The 23,991-nt window shown below is 32.8% G+C and carries 22 protein-coding genes and 1 tRNA gene; 10 read left to right on the top strand and 13 right to left on the bottom strand.

The features are described from left to right. Positions 1-148: 148 nt before the first annotated feature. Genes surE through ASE21_RS04875 form a run of 5 tightly spaced genes read left to right on the top strand, consistent with a single transcriptional unit; the run spans position 149 to position 4,942 of the window. On the top strand, positions 149-928 hold the full coding sequence (gene surE / locus ASE21_RS04855; protein ID WP_057121452.1) for a 5'/3'-nucleotidase SurE: 780 nt from the start codon (positions 149-151) through the stop codon (positions 926-928). Continuing rightward, positions 921-1,193, top strand: a complete 273-nt coding sequence (locus tag ASE21_RS04860; RefSeq protein WP_057121453.1) for a hypothetical protein — start codon at positions 921-923, stop codon at positions 1,191-1,193. Before surE ends, ASE21_RS04860 begins: the two co-directional genes overlap by 8 nt. 35 nt (positions 1,194-1,228) lie before the next feature. Continuing rightward, positions 1,229-2,344 (top strand): lipid-A-disaccharide synthase, encoded by a 1,116-nt coding sequence (lpxB, locus tag ASE21_RS04865; protein ID WP_057121454.1) that lies wholly within the window; start codon positions 1,229-1,231, stop codon positions 2,342-2,344. Between the two features lie 10 nt (positions 2,345-2,354). Beyond that, positions 2,355-2,852, top strand: coding sequence for a C40 family peptidase (locus tag ASE21_RS04870; RefSeq protein ID WP_057121455.1), 498 nt, complete (start codon positions 2,355-2,357; stop codon positions 2,850-2,852). Between the two features lie 53 nt (positions 2,853-2,905). Next, on the top strand, positions 2,906-4,942 hold the full coding sequence (locus tag ASE21_RS04875; protein ID WP_057121456.1) for a ComEC/Rec2 family competence protein: 2,037 nt from the start codon (positions 2,906-2,908) through the stop codon (positions 4,940-4,942). Between the two features lie 5 nt (positions 4,943-4,947). Here the strand turns inward: ASE21_RS04875 and ASE21_RS04880 are convergent, their stop codons facing one another. The 6 genes from ASE21_RS04880 to ASE21_RS04905 all read right to left on the bottom strand — a co-directional run bounded on the left by ASE21_RS04880 (position 4,948) and on the right by ASE21_RS04905 (position 12,232). Continuing rightward, the gene (locus ASE21_RS04880) at positions 4,948-5,397 is read right to left on the bottom strand and encodes a hypothetical protein (protein ID WP_057121457.1); all 450 of its coding nucleotides are present in this window, start codon (positions 5,395-5,397) and stop codon (positions 4,948-4,950) included. A 267-nt stretch (positions 5,398-5,664) separates the two neighbouring features. After that, positions 5,665-6,117, bottom strand: coding sequence for a hypothetical protein (locus ASE21_RS04885; RefSeq protein WP_057121458.1), 453 nt, complete (start codon positions 6,115-6,117; stop codon positions 5,665-5,667). A gap of 223 nt (positions 6,118-6,340) precedes the next feature. After that, positions 6,341-6,808, bottom strand: a complete 468-nt coding sequence (locus ASE21_RS04890; RefSeq protein WP_057121459.1) for a thioredoxin family protein — start codon at positions 6,806-6,808, stop codon at positions 6,341-6,343. Positions 6,809-6,859: 51 nt separating this feature from the next. Further along, the gene (locus tag ASE21_RS04895) at positions 6,860-8,347 is read right to left on the bottom strand and encodes a peptide MFS transporter (RefSeq protein WP_057122330.1); all 1,488 of its coding nucleotides are present in this window, start codon (positions 8,345-8,347) and stop codon (positions 6,860-6,862) included. 1 nt (position 8,348) lies between these two features. Beyond that, the gene (locus tag ASE21_RS04900; protein WP_057121460.1) at positions 8,349-10,025 is read right to left on the bottom strand and encodes a peptide MFS transporter; all 1,677 of its coding nucleotides are present in this window, start codon (positions 10,023-10,025) and stop codon (positions 8,349-8,351) included. A gap of 35 nt (positions 10,026-10,060) precedes the next feature. Continuing rightward, positions 10,061-12,232 carry a S9 family peptidase gene (locus ASE21_RS04905; RefSeq protein WP_057121461.1) on the bottom strand — a complete coding sequence of 724 codons (2,172 nt, stop codon included), beginning with the start codon at positions 12,230-12,232 and terminating at the stop codon, positions 10,061-10,063. A 180-nt stretch (positions 12,233-12,412) separates the two neighbouring features. Here ASE21_RS04905 and ASE21_RS04910 point away from each other — a divergent pair, with 180 nt between their 5' ends. Beyond that, positions 12,413-13,735, top strand: coding sequence for a hydroxymethylglutaryl-CoA reductase, degradative (locus ASE21_RS04910; RefSeq protein WP_057121462.1), 1,323 nt, complete (start codon positions 12,413-12,415; stop codon positions 13,733-13,735). 96 nt (positions 13,736-13,831) lie between these two features. Next, positions 13,832-14,746 carry a GYDIA family GHMP kinase gene (locus ASE21_RS04915; RefSeq protein ID WP_057121463.1) on the top strand — a complete coding sequence of 305 codons (915 nt, stop codon included), beginning with the start codon at positions 13,832-13,834 and terminating at the stop codon, positions 14,744-14,746. Positions 14,747-14,754: 8 nt separating this feature from the next. On the opposite strand, the gene ASE21_RS04920 is transcribed toward ASE21_RS04915, so the two are convergent. The 7 genes from ASE21_RS04920 to ASE21_RS04950 all read right to left on the bottom strand — a co-directional run bounded on the left by ASE21_RS04920 (position 14,755) and on the right by ASE21_RS04950 (position 21,723). After that, complete coding sequence (locus ASE21_RS04920) at positions 14,755-15,192, bottom strand: hypothetical protein (RefSeq protein ID WP_242410226.1); 438 nt, start codon at positions 15,190-15,192, stop codon at positions 14,755-14,757. Positions 15,193-15,489: 297 nt separating this feature from the next. Then, positions 15,490-17,589 carry a peptidylprolyl isomerase gene (locus ASE21_RS04925; protein WP_057121465.1) on the bottom strand — a complete coding sequence of 700 codons (2,100 nt, stop codon included), beginning with the start codon at positions 17,587-17,589 and terminating at the stop codon, positions 15,490-15,492. Between the two features lie 108 nt (positions 17,590-17,697). Then, positions 17,698-18,957 (bottom strand): hemolysin family protein, encoded by a 1,260-nt coding sequence (locus ASE21_RS04930; protein ID WP_057121466.1) that lies wholly within the window; start codon positions 18,955-18,957, stop codon positions 17,698-17,700. Positions 18,958-18,959: 2 nt separating this feature from the next. Then, entirely contained in the window at positions 18,960-19,154 is a 195-nt protein-coding gene (locus ASE21_RS04935) for a hypothetical protein (protein WP_057121467.1), read from the bottom strand. A 3-nt stretch (positions 19,155-19,157) separates the two neighbouring features. Next, positions 19,158-19,718 carry an LPS export ABC transporter periplasmic protein LptC gene (gene lptC, locus ASE21_RS04940; protein WP_057121468.1) on the bottom strand — a complete coding sequence of 187 codons (561 nt, stop codon included), beginning with the start codon at positions 19,716-19,718 and terminating at the stop codon, positions 19,158-19,160. A gap of 51 nt (positions 19,719-19,769) precedes the next feature. Then, positions 19,770-20,996: a hypothetical protein gene (locus tag ASE21_RS04945; protein WP_057121469.1), complete on the bottom strand. Its 1,227-nt coding sequence runs from the start codon at positions 20,994-20,996 to the stop codon at positions 19,770-19,772. Continuing rightward, positions 20,989-21,723 carry a type III pantothenate kinase gene (locus ASE21_RS04950; RefSeq protein WP_057122331.1) on the bottom strand — a complete coding sequence of 245 codons (735 nt, stop codon included), beginning with the start codon at positions 21,721-21,723 and terminating at the stop codon, positions 20,989-20,991. The genes ASE21_RS04945 and ASE21_RS04950 overlap by 8 nt, the downstream gene beginning before the upstream one ends. Before the next feature lie 104 nt (positions 21,724-21,827). On the opposite strand from ASE21_RS04950, the gene ASE21_RS04955 reads away from it, so the two are divergent. From ASE21_RS04955 to ASE21_RS04965, 3 genes are all read left to right on the top strand, one after another. Further along, positions 21,828-21,900 (top strand) — tRNA-Phe (locus ASE21_RS04955). A gap of 304 nt (positions 21,901-22,204) precedes the next feature. Next, complete coding sequence (locus ASE21_RS04960; protein WP_057121470.1) at positions 22,205-23,701, top strand: MFS transporter; 1,497 nt, start codon at positions 22,205-22,207, stop codon at positions 23,699-23,701. 13 nt (positions 23,702-23,714) lie between these two features. Continuing rightward, entirely contained in the window at positions 23,715-23,942 is a 228-nt protein-coding gene (locus ASE21_RS04965; RefSeq protein ID WP_057121471.1) for a DUF6814 family protein, read from the top strand. Positions 23,943-23,991 lie beyond the last annotated feature (49 nt).

The raw sequence follows: 23,991 nt of genomic DNA on the forward strand, positions 1-23,991 counted from the left end.
GTTAAAGATATAAAAATGTTTGATGCCTAAAAGTCTTCTCGAATTTAGTTTACAATTTTTATTTATTTGTTAGTATTCTACCAAAATCTGTTACTACATTTGCCCTAACAAGCTTTAATTTTGATAAATCAAAAATAAAAAACGCAGCATGAAAAATGAAAAACCACTAATATTAGTTACAAATGACGACGGAATTCTTGCTCCCGGAATCAGAGCTTTAATAAGCGTTATGGAAACCATTGGCGATGTGGTGGTCGTTGCTCCTGATAAGCCTCAAAGTGCAATGGGACATGCAATTACAATAAACAACACCTTATTTTTGGATAAAATTTCTAAAGATGATGACAAAATAACAGAATATAGCTGCTCCGGAACGCCTGTTGACTGCGTGAAACTGGCAGTAAATGAGATCTTAAAACGAAAACCGGACTTGTGTGTTTCAGGAATTAATCACGGATCCAATTCGTCAATTAATGTAATTTATTCAGGAACAATGAGTGCCGCCGTCGAAGCCGGAATTGAAGGTATTCAGGCAATTGGTTTTTCGCTTTTGGATTTTGACTGGAATGCTGATTTTGAGCCTGTAAAATCATTTGTCAAAAAAATAGCTTTAGAAACATTACACAACAAACTTCCTCCTGGAGTAGTTTTAAATGTTAACTTTCCAAAATTAAGCGAAAAAGAAATTAAGGGAATAAAAATCTGTCGTCAGGCGAAAGCTTATTATGCGCAAAAATTTGACAAAAGACAAACACCATACGGTAAAGATTATTACTGGTTAACAGGTAAATTTACCAATGAAGATAATGGCGAAGACACAGATGAATGGGCACTTGACAATGGATATATTTCTGTAGTTCCTGTTCAGTTTGATCTAACGGCACATCACACAATGCAGCAACTTAATACCTGGAAATTAAATGGATAAAAAAGAAATTATAATTGGATTTATGGTCGGAATTTTTACTTCGCTTCTTGGAAGTTATTTATTCATCACATTTTTTACAAAATTTGACTTTTCGAACGGGATTCAGACAATTAGAAAAATGGGATACTTGGGAAAAGTAATTACAATTGGAACCGTTTTAGACCTTGCTGTTTTTTTGATTCTTTTAAACAGAAACAAAGAAATGATGGCCCGCGGCGTAATTTTAGCTGTGATTGTGCTGGCTATTTCGACTATAATTATTTAAACCCTATCTTTGTGCTGCAATAAAAATTTGTTGATATGAAATACTACATAATAGCCGGCGAAGCTTCTGGAGATTTACACGGTTCAAATTTAATGAAAGCAATCTATGAAGAAGATCCTCAGGCTGACATTAGATTTTGGGGCGGTGATTTAATGCAAAAAGCTGGCGGAACATTAGTAAAACACTATCGCGAATTGGCTTTTATGGGTTTTGTTGAAGTTATTTTCAATTTAAAGACCATTTTAAATAACATCAAATTCTGCAAAAAAGATATCTCTGAATTTAAACCAGATGTTTTAATTTTTATTGATTATCCGGGCTTTAATATGCGTATTGCAAAGTGGGCCAAAGAATTGAATTATAAAACCCATTATTATATTTCTCCTCAAATTTGGGCCTGGAAAGAAAATCGCATCAACGCTATAAAACAAGATGTCGACAGAATGTTTGTAATTCTGCCTTTTGAAAAAAGTTTTTACGAAGACAAACATCATTTTCCGGTAGATTTTGTTGGCCATCCCTTAATTGATGCCATCCAAAATCAACCGCCTTTTAATGAATCTGATTTTAGAGCCGAAAATAATTTGGGCGAAAAACCAATTATTGCCGTTCTGCCGGGAAGCCGAAAACAGGAAATCACAAAAATGCTGAGCGTAATGCTAAGCGTTGTGGATGATTTTCAGGATTATGAATTCGTTATTGCAGGAGCGCCGAGTCAGGATTATGAATTTTATCAGCAGTTTATAAAAAACAAAAATATCGCATTTGTTTCCAACAAAACATATGATTTACTCCGTTCTTCAACTGCTGCTTTGGTTACTTCAGGAACTGCCACTCTGGAAACTGCTCTTTTTAAAGTTCCGGAAGTTGTGTGTTACAAAGGAAGCGCAATTTCTTATCAAATTGCCAAACGAATTATTACATTAAAATACATTTCGCTTGTTAATTTAATTATGGATCAGGAAGTTGTAACCGAATTAATTCAGGGTGACTGTAATACAAAACGCATCAAAGAAGAATTGACCAAATTACTTGAACCTTCTTATCGCGAAAAGCTGCTTAAAAATTATGATATTTTAGAGCAAAAACTAGGCGGAGTTGGCGCAAGCAAAAAAACAGCAAAACTTATCGTTGCTGATTTAAAATCTTAAATATTCTGTTTTGAAAAAACTATTCGTTTTCTTTATTCTATCCATCGTTTTGGTTTCTTGTAAATCGACTTCAACCGCTGTAAGCAAAAATGAATCAAAAAGTGAATCAAAAAAAGAAAACAGATTAATTGTAAAAAATTTAATCGAAACAGCAACTGATAATGTTGGTGTCAAATACAAAGCCGGAGGAACTACAAAAGGCGGTTTTGACTGTTCCGGATTAGTTTACACTACTTTTGAATCTGAGAATATTAAATTACCCAGAAGTTCTTATGATCAGGCAAAAATTGGAAAAGTAATTCCGCTTAACGATGCAAAAAAGGGCGACCTGATTTTCTTCAAAACCAATAAAAGCAAACAGATTAACCATGTTGGACTTATTGTTGAAGTAAATTCAGATGAAATAAAATTTGTGCATTCTTCTACTTCAAAAGGCGTTATAATATCTTCTACAAAAGAAGCTTATTATAAAAATTCCTTCGAACAGGTCAACAGAATACTCGAATAACCATAATTTAAAAATATATTTATTTTCTTACAAATTTTTAATACTTTTAAGCCATGAAAGTATTAGATTTTCCTTTGATTAAAATTACGATCACTTTTCTTTTCGGGATTTTAGTTTCTTATTACTGCCAGCCTTCTGTCGAATTATCATTTGCATTTCTGGGCATTTGCAGCTGTTTATTTTGTATTTCTTATTTTCTATCGAAGAAAAACAAAAAGACAAATCTCTTCTTTGGAATTTGCAGTGCAGCTATTTCATTTTCAACCGGAATCTGCGTTTTGATTTTTCATACTGATACTTATCAAAAATCAAATTACACACATTCAGAAACCATATTTGAAAATCCTCAATTTGTAACTTTTACATTGCATGAAAAACTCAAAAGCAATGATTACAATGATCGATATATTGGATTAATAAACAGCATCGGTAAAAAAAATTATTCCGGTAAAATTATTGTGAATATTCAGAAGGACAGCTTACCTAATCCTTTAATTATTGGCAATGAAATTAAAGTAAAAACCACTCTAAAAAAAACGCCTTCGAGTAAAAATCCAAACCAATTTGATTATGCCAGATATTTATCCGACAAACAGATTTATGCACAGCTTTATTGCAAAAAATCTGAAATCCGGATTAATAAAGTTATTAAAAAAGACATTTGGTATTATTCCGGCCGCCTGCATTCAACCATTCTTAAAAATCTGGAAAGCGCACATTTTAGCAAAGACGAAATGAATGTTGCCCTTGCACTGATCTTAGGCCAGCAGCAGGAGATTTCCTCTGATATTATAAAGGATTATCAATATTCGGGCGCAACGCATGTCCTTTCGGTTTCAGGACTGCATGTTGGTTTTATAATGCTTTTTATAATGTTTGTTTTAAAACCAATTCCAAATACCCGAAAAGGCTCTGCAATAAAATTAGTTTCTATTTTAATTTCATTGGCAGGTTTTGCCGTTATCTCTGGTTTATCACCTTCTGTCCTGCGTTCTGTTGTAATGTTTTCTTTTGTCGCAATTGGAAATCATTTGCGAAGAAGCGGCAATATTTATCATACGCTTTTAGTTTCTATTTTATTGATATTACTTTTTGAACCTTATTTTTTATTTGATGTCGGATTTCAATTAAGTTATCTGGCATTGTTTTTTATAGTTTGGCTTCAGCCAATATTGAAGAAAATCTGGTCTCCAAAAAATAAAATTGCAATTTATATTTGGGATGCCTTAACGGTTTCATTTGCGGCACAAATTGGTACTTTACCATTATGCCTGTATTATTTTCATCAATTTCCCGGATTATTTTTTGTAACCAATATTATCATTCTGCCTGTTTTATCTTTTATAATGATTGCCGGAATAATTGTGATGATTTTTGCAATCTTTAAAAGTCCGCCGGAAATTTTAGTTTACATTTTTGAAAAAAGTATTTTGATTTTAAATACAATGATTCATTATGTGGCTTCCTTCGAATCGTTTGTTATACAGAATATCAGTTTTAATTTTTATTATTTGGTTACGCTTTATTTTTTAATAATAAGTACAACGATATGGCTCAGGAAACCAAATTATAATAAACTTCTTGCTGTGTTTGTTTCCATAATTTTAGTACAGATTTCTTTTATTTATTCTAAAAGGGAAACTGCAAACCAAAAAGAATTAATAGTATATAATACAAAGAAGAACACCTTAATTTCAAAAAGATTTGGCAGTAATATTACGCTTTTTGCAAGTGATACAACGGCACAAAAAAGCTCAAAAAGCAATTCTTTTAATGCATATTTGGTGGGCAGCTTTAGTGTTTTGAATAAGTCGCAGCAAATAAGGAATGTCTTGTTTTTTAACGGAAAGAAAATTGCAATAATTGACAGTTCCGGAGTTTATGAAAATAAGGACACGCCGGATATTATAATCCTGACGCAGTCTCCTAAAATAAATCTTGACAGAGTTTTACAGGATCTGCATCCAAAAATTATTGTGGCAGACGGATCGAATGCCTATGAAATTCAAAAAGCGTGGAAAGAAAGCTGTGAGAAAAAAAAGATCCCTTTTCATGCCACTGCAGAAAAGGGATACTATAAATTAAATTAATATTTCTATTCAGGATTTAAAATTAAATTAGAATCGGTAATAAAAGATTTTACACCATTTGAACTATATGGGATTCTCCCTAATAGATTAAAAGCAGTTTTGCCATTTCTAATTGAACCGGTTGCATAACAAATTTCCGGCAGGGCGGCAACACCAAAAGCATTTTTCAATTTAATGTTTTGCTCTTTAACTTCGTTTGACACTGCTGAATCTGACAAATCGAGCTTTACCAGAATAACGTTTCTACGGGACCATTTTTCAAATTCTGATGTTTTAAAAACTTCATTTTGTAAATTTTCAGGAACATTAACAGCAGTAAAAAAAATCAATAATGGTTTTCTTTCTTCATTGCTTAGGGTAATGGCGTCAATCACATTAGTTTTCCATTCTAAATTTTGTGATTCAGCTAAACATGTTATTAAAAAAAACAGTAGGATAAGTAGTTTTCGGGTCATAATTTATTGGTTTTTGGGCTGGTTAATAAAACTAAATTAACACAAAACCTGTTTCCAACAATCTCCATTAAAACAAATAGTTACAAAAAAACTGCATTAAAATGAAATTGATTTTTTAAGGTTTAAAATTTGAAAAAAATGAAAATTTTACCATCTTAAAATATTAAATGTACAACTTACATTTTAAATTGTTTAAAAAAAATATCCCTTTTCAATAGTATTGAAAAGGGATTCTACAAATTAAACTAAGAAACTTAATTTAAATTATTACTCGCTCGGATGCAAAATATTGTTTGATTCAGCAATCCACGCTTTTGCTCCGCCTGGTTTATATGAAATCTTACCAAGCGCACTGAAAGTTGTTTTGTTTTTTCTTATTGAAGCCATTGCATAACAAACCTGAGGCAGATCGTCAACTCCAAAAGCATTTTTCAATTTTACATTTTGTTCCTTATCTCCATCTGAAGCGGTGGCATCAGACAAATCCAGTTTAACAAGAATTACATTATCTCGTGACCAAACTGCAAAATCCGGAGTCTTAAATATTTCATTCTGAAGATTTTCTGGTACACCTGAGGCAGTGAATAAAATTAACATTGGTTTTCTTTCTTCATTACTAATTGCGATCGCATCAGTCATGTTTGTTCGCCATGCAAGTGTTTGTGCGTGCATGAAAAATGAACCTAAAAAAAACAGTAGGATAAGTAATTTTTTAGTCATATTATATTGGTTTTGGTTAGTATAGCGTAACGAAATTAACACAATATTTTAATTATCCAAATTATATTGGATCAAAAATTACATTATATGTTTTTTTATTTATAAATAAATATTGAAATAATAATACAGAGATAACAAATGAAAATCTTTTCCTACTAAACAAAAAAACTCCTTACATTACTGTAAGGAGTTTTGCTGTTAAATTTTATTTTAAATAACTTTTTTAAGATTTTTTAGGATGAACAATTCCTTCTGCAACTGTTAACCAGGCAGATGGTCCCCCGGCAACATATCCGGTTTTACCCAACCCTTTAAAGTTAATTCTTCCGTCTTTTGTTTCTGCACTTGTAAAAAACACCGTTGGAAATCCCTGAATACCAAAAGCCTGCTGTAACTCATTATTCTGGTTTTTAAGCTCCGGCGTTTGAGGCACTGCTCTTGGATAATCCAATTCTACTAAAACAACATTATCAGCGGCCCATTTTTTAAATTCTGCAGTTTTTAAAACTTCATTTTGTAAACGAATGCACCATCCGCACCAGTCACTTCCTGTAAAAAACATCAGCATAGGCTTTTGCTCTTTATTACTTACCGTGATTGCTTCTTTAACATCAGTATACCATTTTAGTTCCTGAGCCTGACCAGCAAATGCTCCAACTACAAAAAAAGCTATTAATAATATTCTTTTCATAACGTGTTATTTTTCGCAAATTTAAACAAAAAATGAATTGAAAAAACATGCTTATTTCACTTCCTGCATTAACCTTCTGATTAGCGGGGTTGCAACAATTAAAACAACTCCGGCAATTAAAGAATACACTGCTAATTGATAGTATCCGTCTGTATATGCGATAAGCTTAGACATTAATGTAGTTCCGGTATTGGCATCGGATATTTCAGCTCCCAATTTTCCTGCAGCAAACTGACCAAATGCACTTGATAGAAACCATAATCCCATCATCATTCCAAACAATCTTTTAGGCGATAATTTTGTGATTACAGACATTCCGATTGGGCCGATACACAATTCTCCAAGCGTATACACAAGATATCCCAGAGCAAAAACATCCAGAGAACTTAATCCGTCTGCATTTACAAAAAATCTGGCGGTATAAAAAATAAAGAAACCTGCTGCCAGCAAAACAAATGATAAACCAAACTTAATAACCGTATTAGGTTCAATTTTTCGTTTAGCCATAAATATCCACAACAATCCTACCAATGGACTGAAAATAACAACATACAATGAGTTGATGCTATTATTAACCACATTTGGATCAATATGAAAAAACAACATCTTGTTTGATAAATTATCTTTTGCAAACAAAGACAATGAACCTCCTGACTGCTCAGAAATTGCCATAAACATAAAGTATCCAAAAATGAATACAAATGCAGCCAAAAGTTTTCTTTGCTGTTTTCTATCCTTTAACATTATCAGTTCATAGGCAAAATATCCTAATGCCACTATTCCCATAGTATACATGAAATACTCTGTAAAGTCTGAATTGATAACCATTATATATACTAATGGAATCACCACAAAAGAACCTGCATAAACTGCTATTTCGTACAAAGTACGTTTTTTAGGCGGAGAATTTTCTAACGGAGAATTTCCAATTGGCGCTAAATGCTTTTTTGTTAAAAGAAAAGTCACAACACCAATAACCATAACAATTGCTGCAGAAAGAAAACAAAGACTCCATGAATAGTTTTTTCCTAAATAAATAGGAATTGCCCCTCCAAGCATTCCACCTATATTAATTCCTGCGTAAAATAGTCCGTAACCTGCGTCACGACGGCCGTCATTTTCATGATACAACTCTCCAACCATCGAAGAAACATTCGGCTTAAAAAAACCTGTCCCGATAATTGAAAGTGTTATTCCGTAGTAAAAGAAATCATGTGGAGAAGCTGCAATAAGCAAATTCCCCAAAATCATTACAATTCCTCCAAAAAGAAGCGATTTTTTAAATCCTAAGATTTTATCAGCGAAAATCCCGCCAATAAAAGTAAAAGCATAAACAAATGCCTGAATAGCACCATATTGTAAATTTGCTTTTCCTTCAAGCAAACCTAACTGGTCTACCATAAAAAAAGCCAAAACTCCGCGCATTCCATAGAAACAAAAACGTTCCCACATTTCAACCAAAAACAAATACCACAATTGTTTTGGGTACTTGCCTTTAAAATTTTGAATTTCCTCTAAAGCAGTAATCTTGTCTTCCATCTTATCTAACACCATGCATCATTTTTTTCAACAATGGAGTCAAAGCAAATAATACTATTGCTGCGATACCTGTAAGAACCACAAAAACCATAAAAAACTCGTATAAATTATGAATTTCAAATCCTGCAAAAATAGGATTTTGAGCGCTTATTTGGTGTTTGTCCAATAATGCTAATTGTTCCGCAGTTGGTGTAATTGTTTTATCAAGAACAGCCTGAAGATCAATCCCTAATTCTTTTGCTTTCGCAAATTTATCACCTGTTGCAGGAAGAATAGAACCTAAAGTTCCTCCTAATGCATAACCTGATGCATTTGACAAGAAAAACACTCCGTATAATAATGATGCAAAACGTTTTGGAGATAACTTACCTACCAATGATAATCCAATTGGAGACAAACATAATTCTGCACATGTATTTAAGAAATACAATAAGATAAGCCATTTTACAAGTAATAATCCTGAAGTACCTAAGAATGATACCTGAGTAGCAATCATAAAGAAGCTTACTGAAATAATTACTAATCCGGCAGCTAATTTTACTGGCGAAATTGGTTCTTTATCTTTAGCTCTTAAGAAATCCCAAAGAATACTAAAAGGAACTGCCATTACCACAACAAAAAGTCCGTTGAAGATCTGTACCATCGACGGCGGCATTAACCAGCCGAAGAAATGCCTGTCTGTTTGATTATCCGCAATAAAAGTTAATGAAGAACCTGCTTGCTCAAACGCTGCCCAGAAGAAAACGATAAAGAACGAAACAATGTAAATTACAATAATTCTGTCTCTTTCAATTTTAGTCAATGAAGTGTCAGAAATGATTAATCCGGCTAATGCCAAACCGCTAGAATAAATTAACGTATAAATTAAATTCTGACCTACTACGTAATGAAAAAATAATCCTAAAGCGATAAATGCCAATCCTGCAAATACTAATGATTTAGAAGAGAAATTTGCTTTTTGCGCCTCTCCTTCTTCAAAATCTTCTGCTACATTTTTAGAAGGCAAACCTCCTAACGGTCTTCCTTCCGGAGAAACCACATATTTATTTTTTAAGAAATAGAAAAGAATAGTTCCGATAAGCATTGCTGCAGAAGCTGCCATGAATCCCCATCTAAAAGCATGAATATCTCTAATTCCTCCTGCATCTTTTACATCTCCTAATAAAGGACAAATTGACTGCCCTAAGAAAGCTCCCATGTTAATTCCCATGTAGAAAATTGTAAAAGCGGTATCCAGTTTTGTTTTTTCCTGTTTTGGATACAAACTTCCAACCATACTTGAAATATTTGGTTTGAAGAATCCGTTACCAAAAACAATTACACCTAAACCGCAATACATGATTGCTTTTGCCATTTCTAAATTAGATTCAAAAACACTTCCGCTGGTAAACAATAGCATTTGACCAACTGCCATTAGCAATCCGCCTAAAATGATACAATTTCTGTTTCCTAAAAAGCGGTCGGCAATAAAACCTCCAAGCATTGGAGTTAAATAACAAAGTCCAAGGAAACCTCCATAAATCAGAGAAGCTTCTTCTTCTTTCATTAATAATGAATTCACAAGAAATAAAGTTAATAAAGCTCGCATTCCATAGAAATTGAATCTCTCCCACATCTCCGTTCCAAACAATACCCAAAGTCCTTTTGGATGCGCAGTTTTTACTTGAGTTTCTCCCATATTATTCATTATATTTAAAGGTTAATATTTTTTAATTATAGATTTTCTTTGATGAAATTTGTCATCTTATTATAAAGCTGAATTCTCGTTTTTCCGCCATAAATTCCGTGGTTTTTATCTGGATATATTTGAGAATCGAATTGCTTATTTGCCTGAATTAATGCTTCCATCATCTGCATTGAGTTTTGCACATGAACGTTATCATCACCAGAACCATGAATTAATAAAAACTTACCTTTTAATTTGTCAACATGATTTATAGGAGAGTTCTGATCGTATCCGCTTGCGTTTTCCTGTGGAGTCTGCATGTATCTCTCTGTGTAAACGCTGTCATAAAATCTCCAGTTTGTAACCGGCGCAACAGCAATTGCCATTTTAAATACATCATTCCCCTGAAAGATACAGTTAGAAGCCATAAAACCTCCATAACTCCATCCGAAAATTCCAATTCTTGAAGCATCAACATAAGGATAAGCTCCAATTACTTTTGCAGCATCAATCTGATCTTCAACTTCGTATTTTCCTAATTCTTTCTGAGTTACTTTTTTGAAATCAGCACCTTTAAAACCAGTTCCTCTACCGTCAACACAAGCTACGATATAACCTTGCTGTGTAAGAGATAAAAACCAGTAATCATCGCTGTTATTCCAGTCGTTATTTACCTGCTGAGATCCCGGACCAGAATACTGGTACATGAAAACAGGATATTTTTTTGAAGGATCAAAATCTTTTGGTTTTAAAATCCATGCGTTAAGTTCGTTTCCTTTAGCTGTTTTTAAAACAAAGAATTCTTTTGCAGGAAGGTTATAAGCTTTTAATTTATCAGCAAGAGCCTGATTGTTTTCAATAACCTGAATTTCTTTTCCTGTTTTAGCCTCGTTTAAAGTATAAGTTGTAGGCTGTAAATTACTTGAAAATGTTGTAATGAAATATTGGAAATTCGGGCTGAAAGTTGCCGCGCTTGTTCCTACTTTTGTCGTTAAACGGGCTTTGTTTTTTCCGTCTAAACCAATTCTGTAAATATCTCTGTTGATAGAACCATTTTCTGTAGACTGATAGAAAATAGTTTTTGTTTTTTCGTCGAAACCGTAATAAGAAACTACTTCCCAGTTTCCTTTTGTAACCTGATTTTTAAGTTTTCCGGTTTTATCATAAACATAAATATGATTAAAGCCATCTTTTTCGCTTGTCCAGATAAAACTGTTATCTTTTAAGAAAGTCAAATTGTCTGTAACATCAACATAAGCTTTGTCTTTTTCATTCAAAACTACTTTTGCTGCAGCTGTTGTTCCGTCAATAAACAATAAATCCAGATTATCCTGATGGCGGTTTAAAACCTGAGCTGATAATGTATTATTATCATTTGTCCATTGCATTCTTGCAATATAAAAATCATTATAATTTCCTAAATCAACTTTTTTAGTTGCATTTGCAGCCGCATCATATATATGTAATGAAACTACTGAATTTTTTTCTCCTGCTTTTGGATATTTAAATGTTTCGATTGTTGGATACAAATCTTTTTTGAAGATTGACATTGAAAATTCCGGAACCTCACTTTCGTCAAATCGAATGTAAGCTAATTTTTTACTGTCTTTGCTCCAGTCGAATGCGCGTACAAAAGCAAATTCTTCTTCGTAAACCCAGTCTGTAATACCATTAATTACAGCATTTTTCTTTCCGTCTGTAGTAACCGCAGTTGATTTTTTCGACGCTACATCATAAACATATAAATTGTTTTCTTTAGCATAGGCGATTTTAGTTCCGTCAGGAGAAAAAGTTGGCTCCTGAATTTGAAAATCAACAAGTTTTGTTAAAGATTTAGAAGCGATATCATATAAAAAATAATCTGCTGTAAAAGAGTGACGGAAGATTTGGTTAGAATTACAAGCAATTAAAATCTTTTTTTCTGCAGCATCGAAGGTATAGCTATCAATTCCGTCTGAAAGTTCTTTGTGGTTTTTAGTATCAATAAGGTTCGATACTTTTTTCAGGGTTGCAAAATCGTATAAATCAATCTGCATTGTCCGGCTTGCCTGATCAACATTTAAAACAGTATATTGATTTGTGTTCTTTAAAGATTGCAGTTCGTCCATTCCTTTTGCACGAAATGCCCCGCCATAAATATTTTCAATTGTTATTTTTTGCTGTCCAAAAACCGTTGCGACTAATAACAATAATATTACAGTAATTTTACTTCTATTCATCAGAATTATTTTAAATATAAAAAGAGCCCAATTTTAGTAAAAAAAATAAACATAATACACATTTTAAGTGTTAAATGTTAAAAAAAATAACGATTGCGTATTTTCAAATTTGAAATAGATTGCAATCAAAACTCTTAAAATAGTATCTTTGCGGCAACATTATTATTTAATATATTGAGAATGAACAACGCTGTTGCCGGATTTTCTAAATTATCCAAAAAAGAAAAAATTAACTGGATTGCAAACGAATATTTTTCGACTCCCGAAGAGGCCTTAAATATTATAAGAAATTACTGGAATTCAGACGAAAAGCTCCAACAGCTTCATGATGAATTTATTGAGAATACGATTACGAATCTATACATTCCGCTTGGAGTTGCTCCTAATTTTTTGATTAATGGCAAATATAAAACGATCCCAATGGCGATCGAAGAAAGCTCTGTAGTTGCTGCGGCATCAAAAGCTGCAAAATTTTGGGCTTCACGCGGAGGTTTTAAAGCGACAATAATTGATACCGAAAAAATTGGCCAGGTACATTTTACTTTTAATGGAGATGCCGAAAAACTGCAATCATTTTTTCAGCATATAAAACCAAAGTTTTTTGCTGATACACAAAGCATTACAAAAAACATGCAGGAACGCGGCGGCGGTATATTAGATATTCATTTAAAAGACAAACGAAATTTACTGGAAAATTACTACCAGCTTCATGCTTCTTTTGAAACTAAAGACAGTATGGGGGCGAATTTTATCAATTCCTGTCTGGAGCAGTTTGCCGCTACTTTAAAAGAAGAATTTCAGAATTCTGATTTATTTTCTGAAGAAGACACACTGACTGTAATTATGAGTATTTTGTCTAATTATGTTCCGAATTGTCTTGTAAGAGCAGAGGTTTCATGTCCAATTGAAGATTTAGCAGAAAAACATATTCAAAATCCACATGAATTTGCCGAGCGTTTTGTTCAGGCCGTTCAAATTGCCGAAGTTGAACCTTTTAGGGCCGTGACTCACAATAAAGGTATAATGAATGGTGTTGATGCAGTAGTCTTGGCAACCGGAAACGATTTTAGAGCTGTAGAAGCCGGCGTTCATGCGTATGCTTCAAAAAATGGACAGTACGCAAGTTTGTCTCATGCTAAAATTGAAGAAGGAATTTTTACATTCTGGCTCGAAATCCCTTTAGCATTAGGAACCGTCGGCGGATTAACTTCATTACATCCGTTAGTTAAATTATGTCTGGAAATGCTTGAAAAACCTTCTGCAAAAGAATTAATGGAAATTACAGCTGTGGCAGGTTTAGCACAAAATTTTGCAGCACTGCGTTCTTTAACCACAACCGGAATCCAGGAAGGACACATGAAAATGCACCTTAATAATATTATCAACCAGTTTGAAGCTACTAATGAAGAGCGTCATTTAATTAAAGCGCATTTTAAGAAAAATACTGTTTCGCACAGCGCTGTAGTTGAATTTATTGAAAGTTTAAGAAAACAAAATAAATAAATTTCCAAAAAATTATAGTCTTTAAAAGATCCCAAGCTCCGGTTATATTTGGAATTTGGTGTTTAAGATATTGGGAATTTGTTTTAAAATTAAAGCATGAAAAAAACCTTTTACAGTAACGGAAAATTATTCATATCCGGAGAATATTTAGTTTTAGACGGAGCCGATGCCTTTGCATTACCAACAAAATTTGGTCAGAATTTAGTTGTTGAAAATGGCGAAAACCAAATAATTGAATGGAAAAGTTTCGACTACAACAACCAACTTTGGTTTGAAGCTGTTATTTCATTTGATGAAGTCATAAACAATATTCATTCTGAAATTGAAACTGTAAAGACAACCTTAATTAATATACTTCATGAAGCATATAATTTAAATCCGGAATTCATTCAAAAAGCAGATGGATATAAAATCACAACCAATCTTACTTTTCCAAGAAACTGGGGACTAGGAACCTCGTCGACACTAATCAACAATATTGCACAATGGACCAAAATTAATGCTTTTACACTTCTTAGAAATAGTTTCGGCGGAAGCGGTTATGATATTGCCTGTGCACAAAATAATACTCCTATTATATATAGAGTAGAAAATAATTTTGTAGAACCGGTTACTTTCAACCCGGATTTTACAAAAAACATATTTTTTGTTTATCTAAATAAAAAACAAAACAGCAAAGCTGCAATCCATGCTTATAACAGACACAAAGATCAAAATCTGGCTAAAAGTATTGCAGAAAACAACAAAATTACACATGCCATTTTAAATGCTAAAACTTTAAATGAATTTGCGCGTGCAGTAGAAAAACATGAAATTCACTTAAGTAATATTCTTGAAATACAAACCATCAAAGAAATTGCTTTTTCTAATTTTAATGGTACAATTAAAAGTCTTGGAGCCTGGGGAGGAGATTTTGTTATGGTAATTTCAAAAGAAAATCCTAAGAATTATTTTGCAGCAAAGGGATATGATACCATTCTCTCGTACGATGAAATGATTTTACAAGAGTAAATCAAATATTAGTTTAAAGTAACTTTCTGATCACTAACATGTTCTGCCTGCAGACGACGAACTTTTTCATTTTCCTGTTCGTTAGATTCAATAAGGGTATTATGAAGGCGCTCGGCCATTTTTTCTATACTGTTTGTAATAGAATCATAGACAAGTTCCATTCTGCGGTGTTTTTCTTCCTTAACAGCTTTCAAAACATCCTCAACAAAAAATTTATCGTATTTTTCTGCAACTGAATCCCGGGTATTAGTAAGCCTGATAACATAATCGTTACTTAAGATTGTAACTTTAAAGTGCTGCTCTTCGTTACTTAAATAATATTTTCCCCCCAATTCATCTACATTGATATCTGTACTGCTTACTTTTAAAAGCTCCGTAATAATTCCAAAAATATGATTTTCAATTTTAGAATATACCCTGGGTTTTCTTCTTAAAAAACTAAACATATAACACATCAAATGCTAGGTTATAAAAGTATTTGTTTACCATTTTCATACACTTTGTTTAACAATTGTTTGTTAAAACCTCTTTTTATTAAAACAAAAACACAGACAAATTAACTGTAATAATTTTAAAATCACAAACTTTTTAAGTTATATTTCCATTATTCCCACGTAGTTAAGAAAAAATCGTAAAATATTTATTACAAAATATTTTAAAACAACATTAAACAAAGAAAAACCCGAAACATTCAAAAAGAATATTTCGGGTTTTTATTTTATTATAAATTACTAAATAGAAACCTAGTAATTAAATTGTAATCTATTGTCTTCAATTTTAGCATTATTTTTCAATGCTGGTAAAATTCTGCCTGCATCAGATGCGCTTTGAGCTTTTACTTTTGCAACATATTCAGCGTGGTTTGCAATTGCAGGAGCTTTTACTGTACTAATGTTTTTTACTACATAAACTCCGGTATTACCTTCAATAGGAGCAGAAACTTTGTTTGCAGCTAAAGCAAATGCATTACCAACAACTTTTGGTTCTTGTCCGACACCTCCAGGTAAAACAGGGTTTTCAAGAGTTACATTTGCTGCCTGCTGTACTGCTACACCTGCACTTTTTGCAATAGCCTCAATAGTTGAACCAGTCATTTTAGCTTTTAAAATTTCAGCTTTTTTCTTGTTCTTTAAAATTGGTTCTACATAAGGTCTTGCCATTGTAACAGAAACTAAACCAGATTTGTTTTCGCTTTTGTACTGAGCAATTACGTGTCCGATGTTAGCTATTTCAAAACGTTTTACGTCTCCAATACTTGTTTCTTTATCAAATGCCCATCTAATGATGTTTCTTTGGTTTCCTAATGGTCCAAATTGCTCATCCATAGCTTTTGCAGAAACAGGAGTAGCAACTTTTAAGCCTAATTCTTTTGCAGTAGCAGCAAAATCTTTATCAGCAGCCTGCATTTCAAATTTAGTAGCCAATGTAAATACTTTATCAGAAGTAGCTTCAGAAGGTTCAATTTTTTGAGCGATTGTAGCTAAACGAATTCCGTCTTGTTTATCAGTAACTTTGATAATGTGAAATCCAAAAGGAGTTTCTACTAAACCAACTTTACCAATTCCGTTATTAAATACAAAATCATTAAATGGTTTTACCATTTGATTTGGTCCAAAATAACCTAAATCACCACCTTGTTGTGCAGATGAATCATCTGAGCTTGTAAATGCAAGCATCATAAAACTGTCCGGGTTAGCCTGAACCTGAGCTAGAATTTCTTCAGCTTTTGCTTTTGCTTCTTCTTTAGTTCTTTTTTCTTTTGGTGATGGAGTTTGTGATCCTTCGTAAGCAATTAAAATGTGGCTTGCTTTTGCATTAACACCAGCTTTAAATCCTAAAGATTTAGAAATTGCATAGTATTTTCCATAAACATAAGGCCCGTAAATTGCTCCGGCAGGTAAGCTGAATAATTTATCAGCATCTACAGCTGGCAAAGCATTTTTAGGAACGTATGTAGAATCGTAAGGAACGTCAGAATTTGCGTTTACGAATTCAGCAATGTTTGTAGCATTTTTAAATCCTGGCAATGTATCATTTTTACCAGTTTTTGCATTGTACTCAACTCTGCCGTTTAATAAAGCAGTAATTTTAGCTTTAATATCAGCTTCATCTTGTTTTGAAGCTTTATCTTCAACTAGAACATATTGAATTTCACGAGTTTCATCCGCTTTGAATTTTTTCTCGTTTTTCTTCATATAATCTACGATATCTGAATCAGAAATTTTTACTTCGCTGTCTTTAATAGAAGAGTATAATGCTCCGGCGTAAGCAAAGTTAACTTTGTTCGCTTCCATTTCATACTTCAACTTTCCTTCACTAGCAGTTGTATAAAGTCCAGATTTTACTAAAGTATTATAGATTTGGAATTTTGCGTTTAATTCAGCATCTTTTTCTTTTGCAGAAATAAATTGAGCCGCTTCCGGATTTGTTTTGATATAGTCTTTAAATTTAACAACATCAAACATTCCTGCTGCGTTTAAAAACATAGGAGCCTTTCCAATATTAGGATCTGATTTTAAAACTTCAATTATGTGTTTTTCACCAACTCTCAATCCTAATTTATCAAACTGAGTTGATAATAATGCGATTGAAACTTCTTGATCCCAAACTCTGTTTGCAGCTTCAGTGGAAGTAATTCCTTGACCACTTTTTTCAAGATTACTAACTTTAACTCTAAAGTCTTCAAATGAAATATCTTTTCCATCGATGCTTCCCACATCTTTTGAACTTTGACCAAATGTTCCTCTGGTAAATAGATCTTGTATTATAAATGCTAATAAAGCAAGTGCAATAACTCCTATCAATAAAGCGGAACGCTGTCTAATTTTTGCTAAAACTGCCATTTTAATTATCGTTAATTTTATATTCAGTTTGCGAAAATACAATTATCTAGTTAATAACAATACAACTAGCGTTTTATTTTACACAATTTTTTTTAATTATTTAAAAAATCACTCTTTTACTGTTAATTTGACCAACTCTATTTTATTGTTTGATGCCTGTTCTATCACGAAATGGTACCTGTCAATTACAATTTTGTCGCCCTTTTGCGGGATTTCTTTTGTAGAATTAACTATAAAACCGCCTAAAGTTCCGTACGAATCTTCTTCAGGAATCATCAATTTATAGGTTTCATTTAAATATTCTACATCTAATCTGGCCGAGAACAAATATTTACCTTCTCCTAATTCCTGCTCAATTAATTCCTCATCTAAATCATGCTCGTCTTCTATTTCTCCAAAAAGTTCTTCAACTATATCTTCAATTGTAATGATACCTGAAGTTCCGCCATACTCATCTAAAACTACGGCAACATTTTTTCTCTTTTTAATTAAAAGATTCAAAGCGTCTTTTATCAAGATTGTCTCAGGAACGAACTCAACTGTCATTAATACAGATTTTATTGTTTGTGGTTTTTTAAACAAATCAAATGAATGCACATAACCAACAATGTCATCGAGAGAGTTTTGACTTACAACAATTTTGGAGTATCCTGTTTCAATAAAAAGTTCTTTAAGGTCTGAAACGGTATCAAATAAATCTATAGATACAAGTTCAGTACGCGGTGTCATGATATCGCGGGCTTTTACGCCGGAAAACTCTAATGCATTTTGAAAAATCTGAATTTCAGAATCTACTTCTTCATCATCTTCAACAGAGTTCATCTGTTCTGTAATATAATTACCGAGTTCGACTTTACTAAAATACAGCTGTACCTGATCGCCTTCTGTTTTAAAAAATTTCTTTAAAACCAAATCGGAGATCCAGATAAAAAAAGTAGAGATGTAATAAAATAATCGGTAGAAAAGATAAGCCGGAACTGCAAAAATCTTAATTAAGGAATTGGCATAAATCTGAAAAAAAACTTTCGGAAAAAATTCAGCCGTTATTAAAACTATAAAAGTAGAAATCAAAGTCTGAACCAGAATGGTAGTTAAAGGAGAGAATTGAAATCCGCAATCCATTATCCATTTTAAAACTACATCTCCCATGTAAAACCCGTAAATTACCAATGCTACATTGTTGCCAATAAGCATTGAGGCTATAAATTTTGAAGGGTTTTCAGTTAGTTTTGTTAATATCAGGGAAATAAAATTATCTTGTTTTTTTTCAATTCCAAGATAAATTTTGTTTGAGGAAATAAAAGCTATTTCCATTCCTGAAAAAAAAGCTGATAGTATTAAACACAATATTATAATACTAATCTCCATTTTTACTGTTTTTTATTTCGGTCGTCAAATTTCTTGACAAATTTTCTTCTGAAAAAGAACATAAATATCGCCATTCCGGCAATTACAAAACTTAAAGGATAAGCTTCATTATTTTCGTTTAGTTTTACTGCACCGTCATAAATAAAGTAAACAGCAAATAATATGTAAACGTATTGTGTATATTTTAAGTAACCCATAATTTATATTTTATCATCATTTGATTCAATTTCACCGCTTATTCGCTGCGAATTAATCACTTTAAAATCTTTGCTAAAATCAATTCCCTGTCCAAAAGAAATTCCTTTTGCATCTGTAAGTTTAAATTTTCTTTCTGTGTAGAACCATTCATTTTTCTGATCAAAATACAATTGTTCTGTTTCAAGAACCTGACCAGCTTCTGAGGTTATCCTGACTTTTCCCTGCAAGTCAATTATCCCTGTAGTTTTATATGAAACAGCGTAATTTGATCGTATAAAAGTACGCTTTTGTTTTTTATCATATAAGGTAACATCAAGTCCTTTAGGGAATTCTGTAAAAGGGAAGTCAAGATTGGAATAATCGAGCATTTTCGGACTTATCAAAACGCCGGTTATTCTGCCGGAATCTGTATATTTAATATTAACAGTGTCGGCATCACTTCCCGGAACGAATTCAGAAAAGTTTATTTTTTGAACATCTTTAAAATTACTTTCGCATCCAAAAAACAGTGTCACAGCAAAAACTGTGACAACGTTTATAATATATCTCTTTGGTAAATTCATTTGCCAAATGTAATAAATTGTGATGAGCTTAGAAAAACATATATATTATGTTTAATTGAATTTGCTCTTCACAAACCATCTATCATTAAATGAGAAGCTTAAACTAAAGTTCATGTAATTTTCCTGAACTAATCCAGCAGATGTCGTTCCTCTTTTTCCAAATTCAATTCCAAAATTTACATTTGAAAAAGTACCTGTAATTGGAAGTCCTGCTCCTAATGAAAGTCCAACATCATTAATATTCTGATTGTTAACCACCAAACCAAGTTTTTCATATTTCAAACCTGCTCTATATGTAATTCTGCTGAAGTAACTTGCAAACGAACTGTAATTTGGAATGTAATAACCTCCTACAGCATATTTATTATATTTTTCGTATTTAACATTTGGACTTGAATTGTAGTAATTAGCAAGTTCTCCTGCTCCCTGAAAAGCAAATGAAGTACCAATTAACCATTTTCTGGCTTCACCGATACCGGCGCCAAATGTCAATTTATTTGGAAGCTTAAGATTTGTTTCTACAGATTCTCCTTTAACCGCATCCGGATCACCATCTACTTCTATCATTCTTGAACTTACTGAATTTAATTTACTTCCAAAAGTATAACTTAAACTAGAGTAGATATTTATTTTTTTCGTAATCTTCGTTTGATACATTGTACCAATATTAAAGTTTACGCCAGACAATTCAGATGAATTGGTTTCCCTGCTCGCATTTTGTACGCCTGTAATAGCTTCAATTGTCGTTGTTGTAATTTTTCCAAAATTATATTGAAGATCAGCTCCGATATTCCATTTTGGAGTTATTTTGTATCCTAAACCAAAAAACACTTTGTTAACACCTCCTTTTCCTTCAAGCTGACTGCTAACCGCTCCTTCGGCAGGATTTATATCTGAAATTTTATATCCTACAGAAGACAAAGGAAGTAAACCAAATCCTGCTCCAAATTTACCAAGCGGAATTCCTAAAGCCAGATAGTCAAAAGTAGATCTTTGAGCTTTTGAAGATTCTGTACTGCTTTTAATATTATTAACCGCAAAAGTTCCTCCAACTGAAAAAGTAGTTTGACCAAGACTGGCATAACTCGCCGGGTTTTCAATATTCAGGTGAATACTATCCTGTTCAACTGCAACTCCTGCCATTGATCTGTTTTCAAGGGTTCCTTTAAATCTTGTATCCCCTATTCCATAAAAAGAATATGGAGATGAAGTACCTTGCTGAGCAAATGAAACGAACGAGATAAGTAGACAAGCACTTATTATAATTTTTTTAATCATTGTTGATTTTATATTGAAATGTTTGGTTCAAACTTTCCAGAAGGAAATTTGAATTGGCAAATATGGTATTTTTTAATCGTTTAGCCAAAAAATCTGCATCACCTCCCGTTAAAATTATTATAAAATTTGAAAAGTTTGCCCGATATTCATCGATAAAACCATCAATCTCATAGACGAATCCATTAACCACTCCCGAATGAATGGCCTGCGCAGTGGAGTTTCCAATATAAGAATCCGGGTTTTCCAAAGTCAGCAAAGGCAGTCTGGCCGTGAAATTATGCAAAGCTTCATAACGAAGACGAAGTCCGGGAGAAATTGCACCGCCCAGATAATTATCATTTTCGTCGATGAAATCGTAGGTGATACAAGTTCCGGCATCAACCACTAATCTATTTTGTTTTGGAAATTGCAGCGCTGCCCCTGCAGCCAAAATCATCCGATCGATTCCTAAAGTTTTTGGTGTTGCATATTTATTATTGAAAGGAAAAATATCTTCGTGCGTAAAAAAGTGAACATTGAGCCTATTTTCAAAGTTTAAAAAAGATTGCTTTTCTACATTACCAACCGATGAAACAACTAAATCGGAGCAATTCTGAAATTTTTCTAAAATTTTTTTAATTTCTTCTGCAAGCTCATTTTTCTCAAAAATAAAATTTTCAAGAGCAGTACTTCCCTCAAAGACAGCTGCTTTAATTCGAGTGTTACCAACATCAACTGTTAAAACCATTTTTATTTTTTTACCATTGCGAAGATACGAATTGATTTTTTTAAAAAAATGTTTTGGATAAACGGAAAATGATTCTATCTTTGCACCCGCAATGAGCACAACACGGTACCTTAGCTCAGATGGTAGAGCAATGGACTGAAAATCCATGTGTCCCTGGTTCGATCCCTGGAGGTACCACAAAACCCGAATAGAAATATTCGGGTTTTTTGTTTTTATTACTTCCCTATAAATTTAACCGCTAACAAACATAAAATTACATAAAGGTCTGCAAGTTTTGAAAATGACTTGCAGACCTTAGTGTTTTTAATATATCTTCTGCAGTTAAAAACCTACTTTGTAAACTTTTGATTACCAAAAATCAGAAAGTCAATATTTAAATTGTTTTTGTTAAAAAAGTATTAACTAAATAAAAAAATATCTATTATATTCGTGAAATCGTATTTTAAATTTTTATTTGTTATTAAAAACACAGAGCGTTTTTATGGGTAAAACTTCAACTAAAGGTATTTGGAAAGTAATTTCCGCCTCTTCAATGGGCACAATGATTGAATGGTACGATTTCTATATTTTTGGAAGTTTAGCCGTGGTAATTTCCACAAAATTCTTTCCCAGCGACAATCCAACAGCGGCTTTTTTATCTACTTTGGCCACTTTTGCAGCAGGGTTTGTGGTAAGGCCTTTTGGAGCTTTATTCTTTGGAAGACTTGGAGATATTATTGGCCGAAAATATACTTTTATGGCTACCTTATTATTAATGGGCGGCTCTACATTCTTGATAGGCTGCATTCCGAGTTATGAAACCATTGGTTTTCTTGCGCCTTTATTAGTTTTAATTTTACGATTATTACAAGGTTTGGCCCTTGGAGGAGAATATGGCGGAGCGGCTACTTATGTCGCAGAACACGCTCCTGTTGGCCAAAAAGGATATTGGACTTCCTGGATTCAAACCACAGCGACCGTTGGGTTGTTTATCTCATTGATGGTAATTCTGGCTACTAAAAATATACTTTCGCCAGATGATTTTGATTCCTGGGGATGGCGTGTTCCGTTTTGGGTTTCTATTGTTATGGTGGGCGTTTCTTATTTAATAAGAAAAAATATGGACGAGTCGCCTGTGTTTGCAAAAGCTAAAAAAGAAGGAAATACAAGTACAAATCCGCTCAAGGAAAGTTTTGGAAACAGATACAACTTAAAATTTGTTTTACTGGCTTTATTCGGCGCTACAATGGGGCAAGGTGTTGTTTGGTATACAGGTCAGTTCTACGCCATGAGTTTTATGAAAACGGTTATGAATGTTGACTCTTCTCAGGTTGACAGTTTACTGGGAATTTCACTTTTATTAGGAACGCCTTTTTTTATTGTTTTTGGATGGTTAAGCGATAAAGCCGGAAGAAAATATATTATGATGTCCGGAATGCTGCTTGCCATTTTGTTTTACAGACCTATTTACAAAATGATGTACAATACAACTGATGTTACTTATAAAACCGAAATTGTAGAAAAAACAACCCAAAGTGTTGAAACATCAAAAAACAATGATATAATTACTTCAATTTCAAAAACCTATACAGATGGAACTTCGTACATAGAAAAAAAGACAGATTTTGCCAATAAGAAGAAATCTCAAAGTAGCGTTATTATTAATATCAATTCTGAAGATGAGTGGACATTAATTTTTTTAGTTTTCATTCAGGTATTATTTGTTACAATGGTTTATGGTCCAATTGCGGCATTTTTAGTCGAAATGTTTCCGGCTAAAATTCGATATACTTCAATGTCACTTCCTTATCATGTAGGAAATGGGATTTTTGGAGGATTACTGCCAGCGATTTCAACCTATTTTGTAACACATGCAAAAGAAGCCGGAAAAAGCGATTTTTATCTTGACGGACTTTGGTATCCTATTATTATCGCTTCGATCTGTTTTGTGATTGGAATGATTTACATAGACAACAAAAATAAAATTAATCATCTTTAACATTTTTAAAAACATGGACAAAATCAAACAAACTTTAGGCGTTTTATGGGTTATTTTAGCAGTTGCAGCCGCTTATTTTTGCGTGTTTGAATTTGGCTTACCTAAATTATTATCGGATCAGCAAGATGATTTAGTCTTTGGTATCATTATTCTATTTATCCTCACCCCTCTTATTGTTCTGGGACTGGGAACATTTGGCTATTTTGCTGTAATAGGAGAATATAACGACAGGAAGAAATAACAAAAACAATAAATAACTAAACCAGAAAAGGGCTGTCTATTTTTCAATA

The organism is Flavobacterium sp. Root901 (genome assembly GCF_001429765.1).
Classification (GTDB): Bacteria; Bacteroidota; Bacteroidia; order Flavobacteriales; family Flavobacteriaceae; genus Flavobacterium.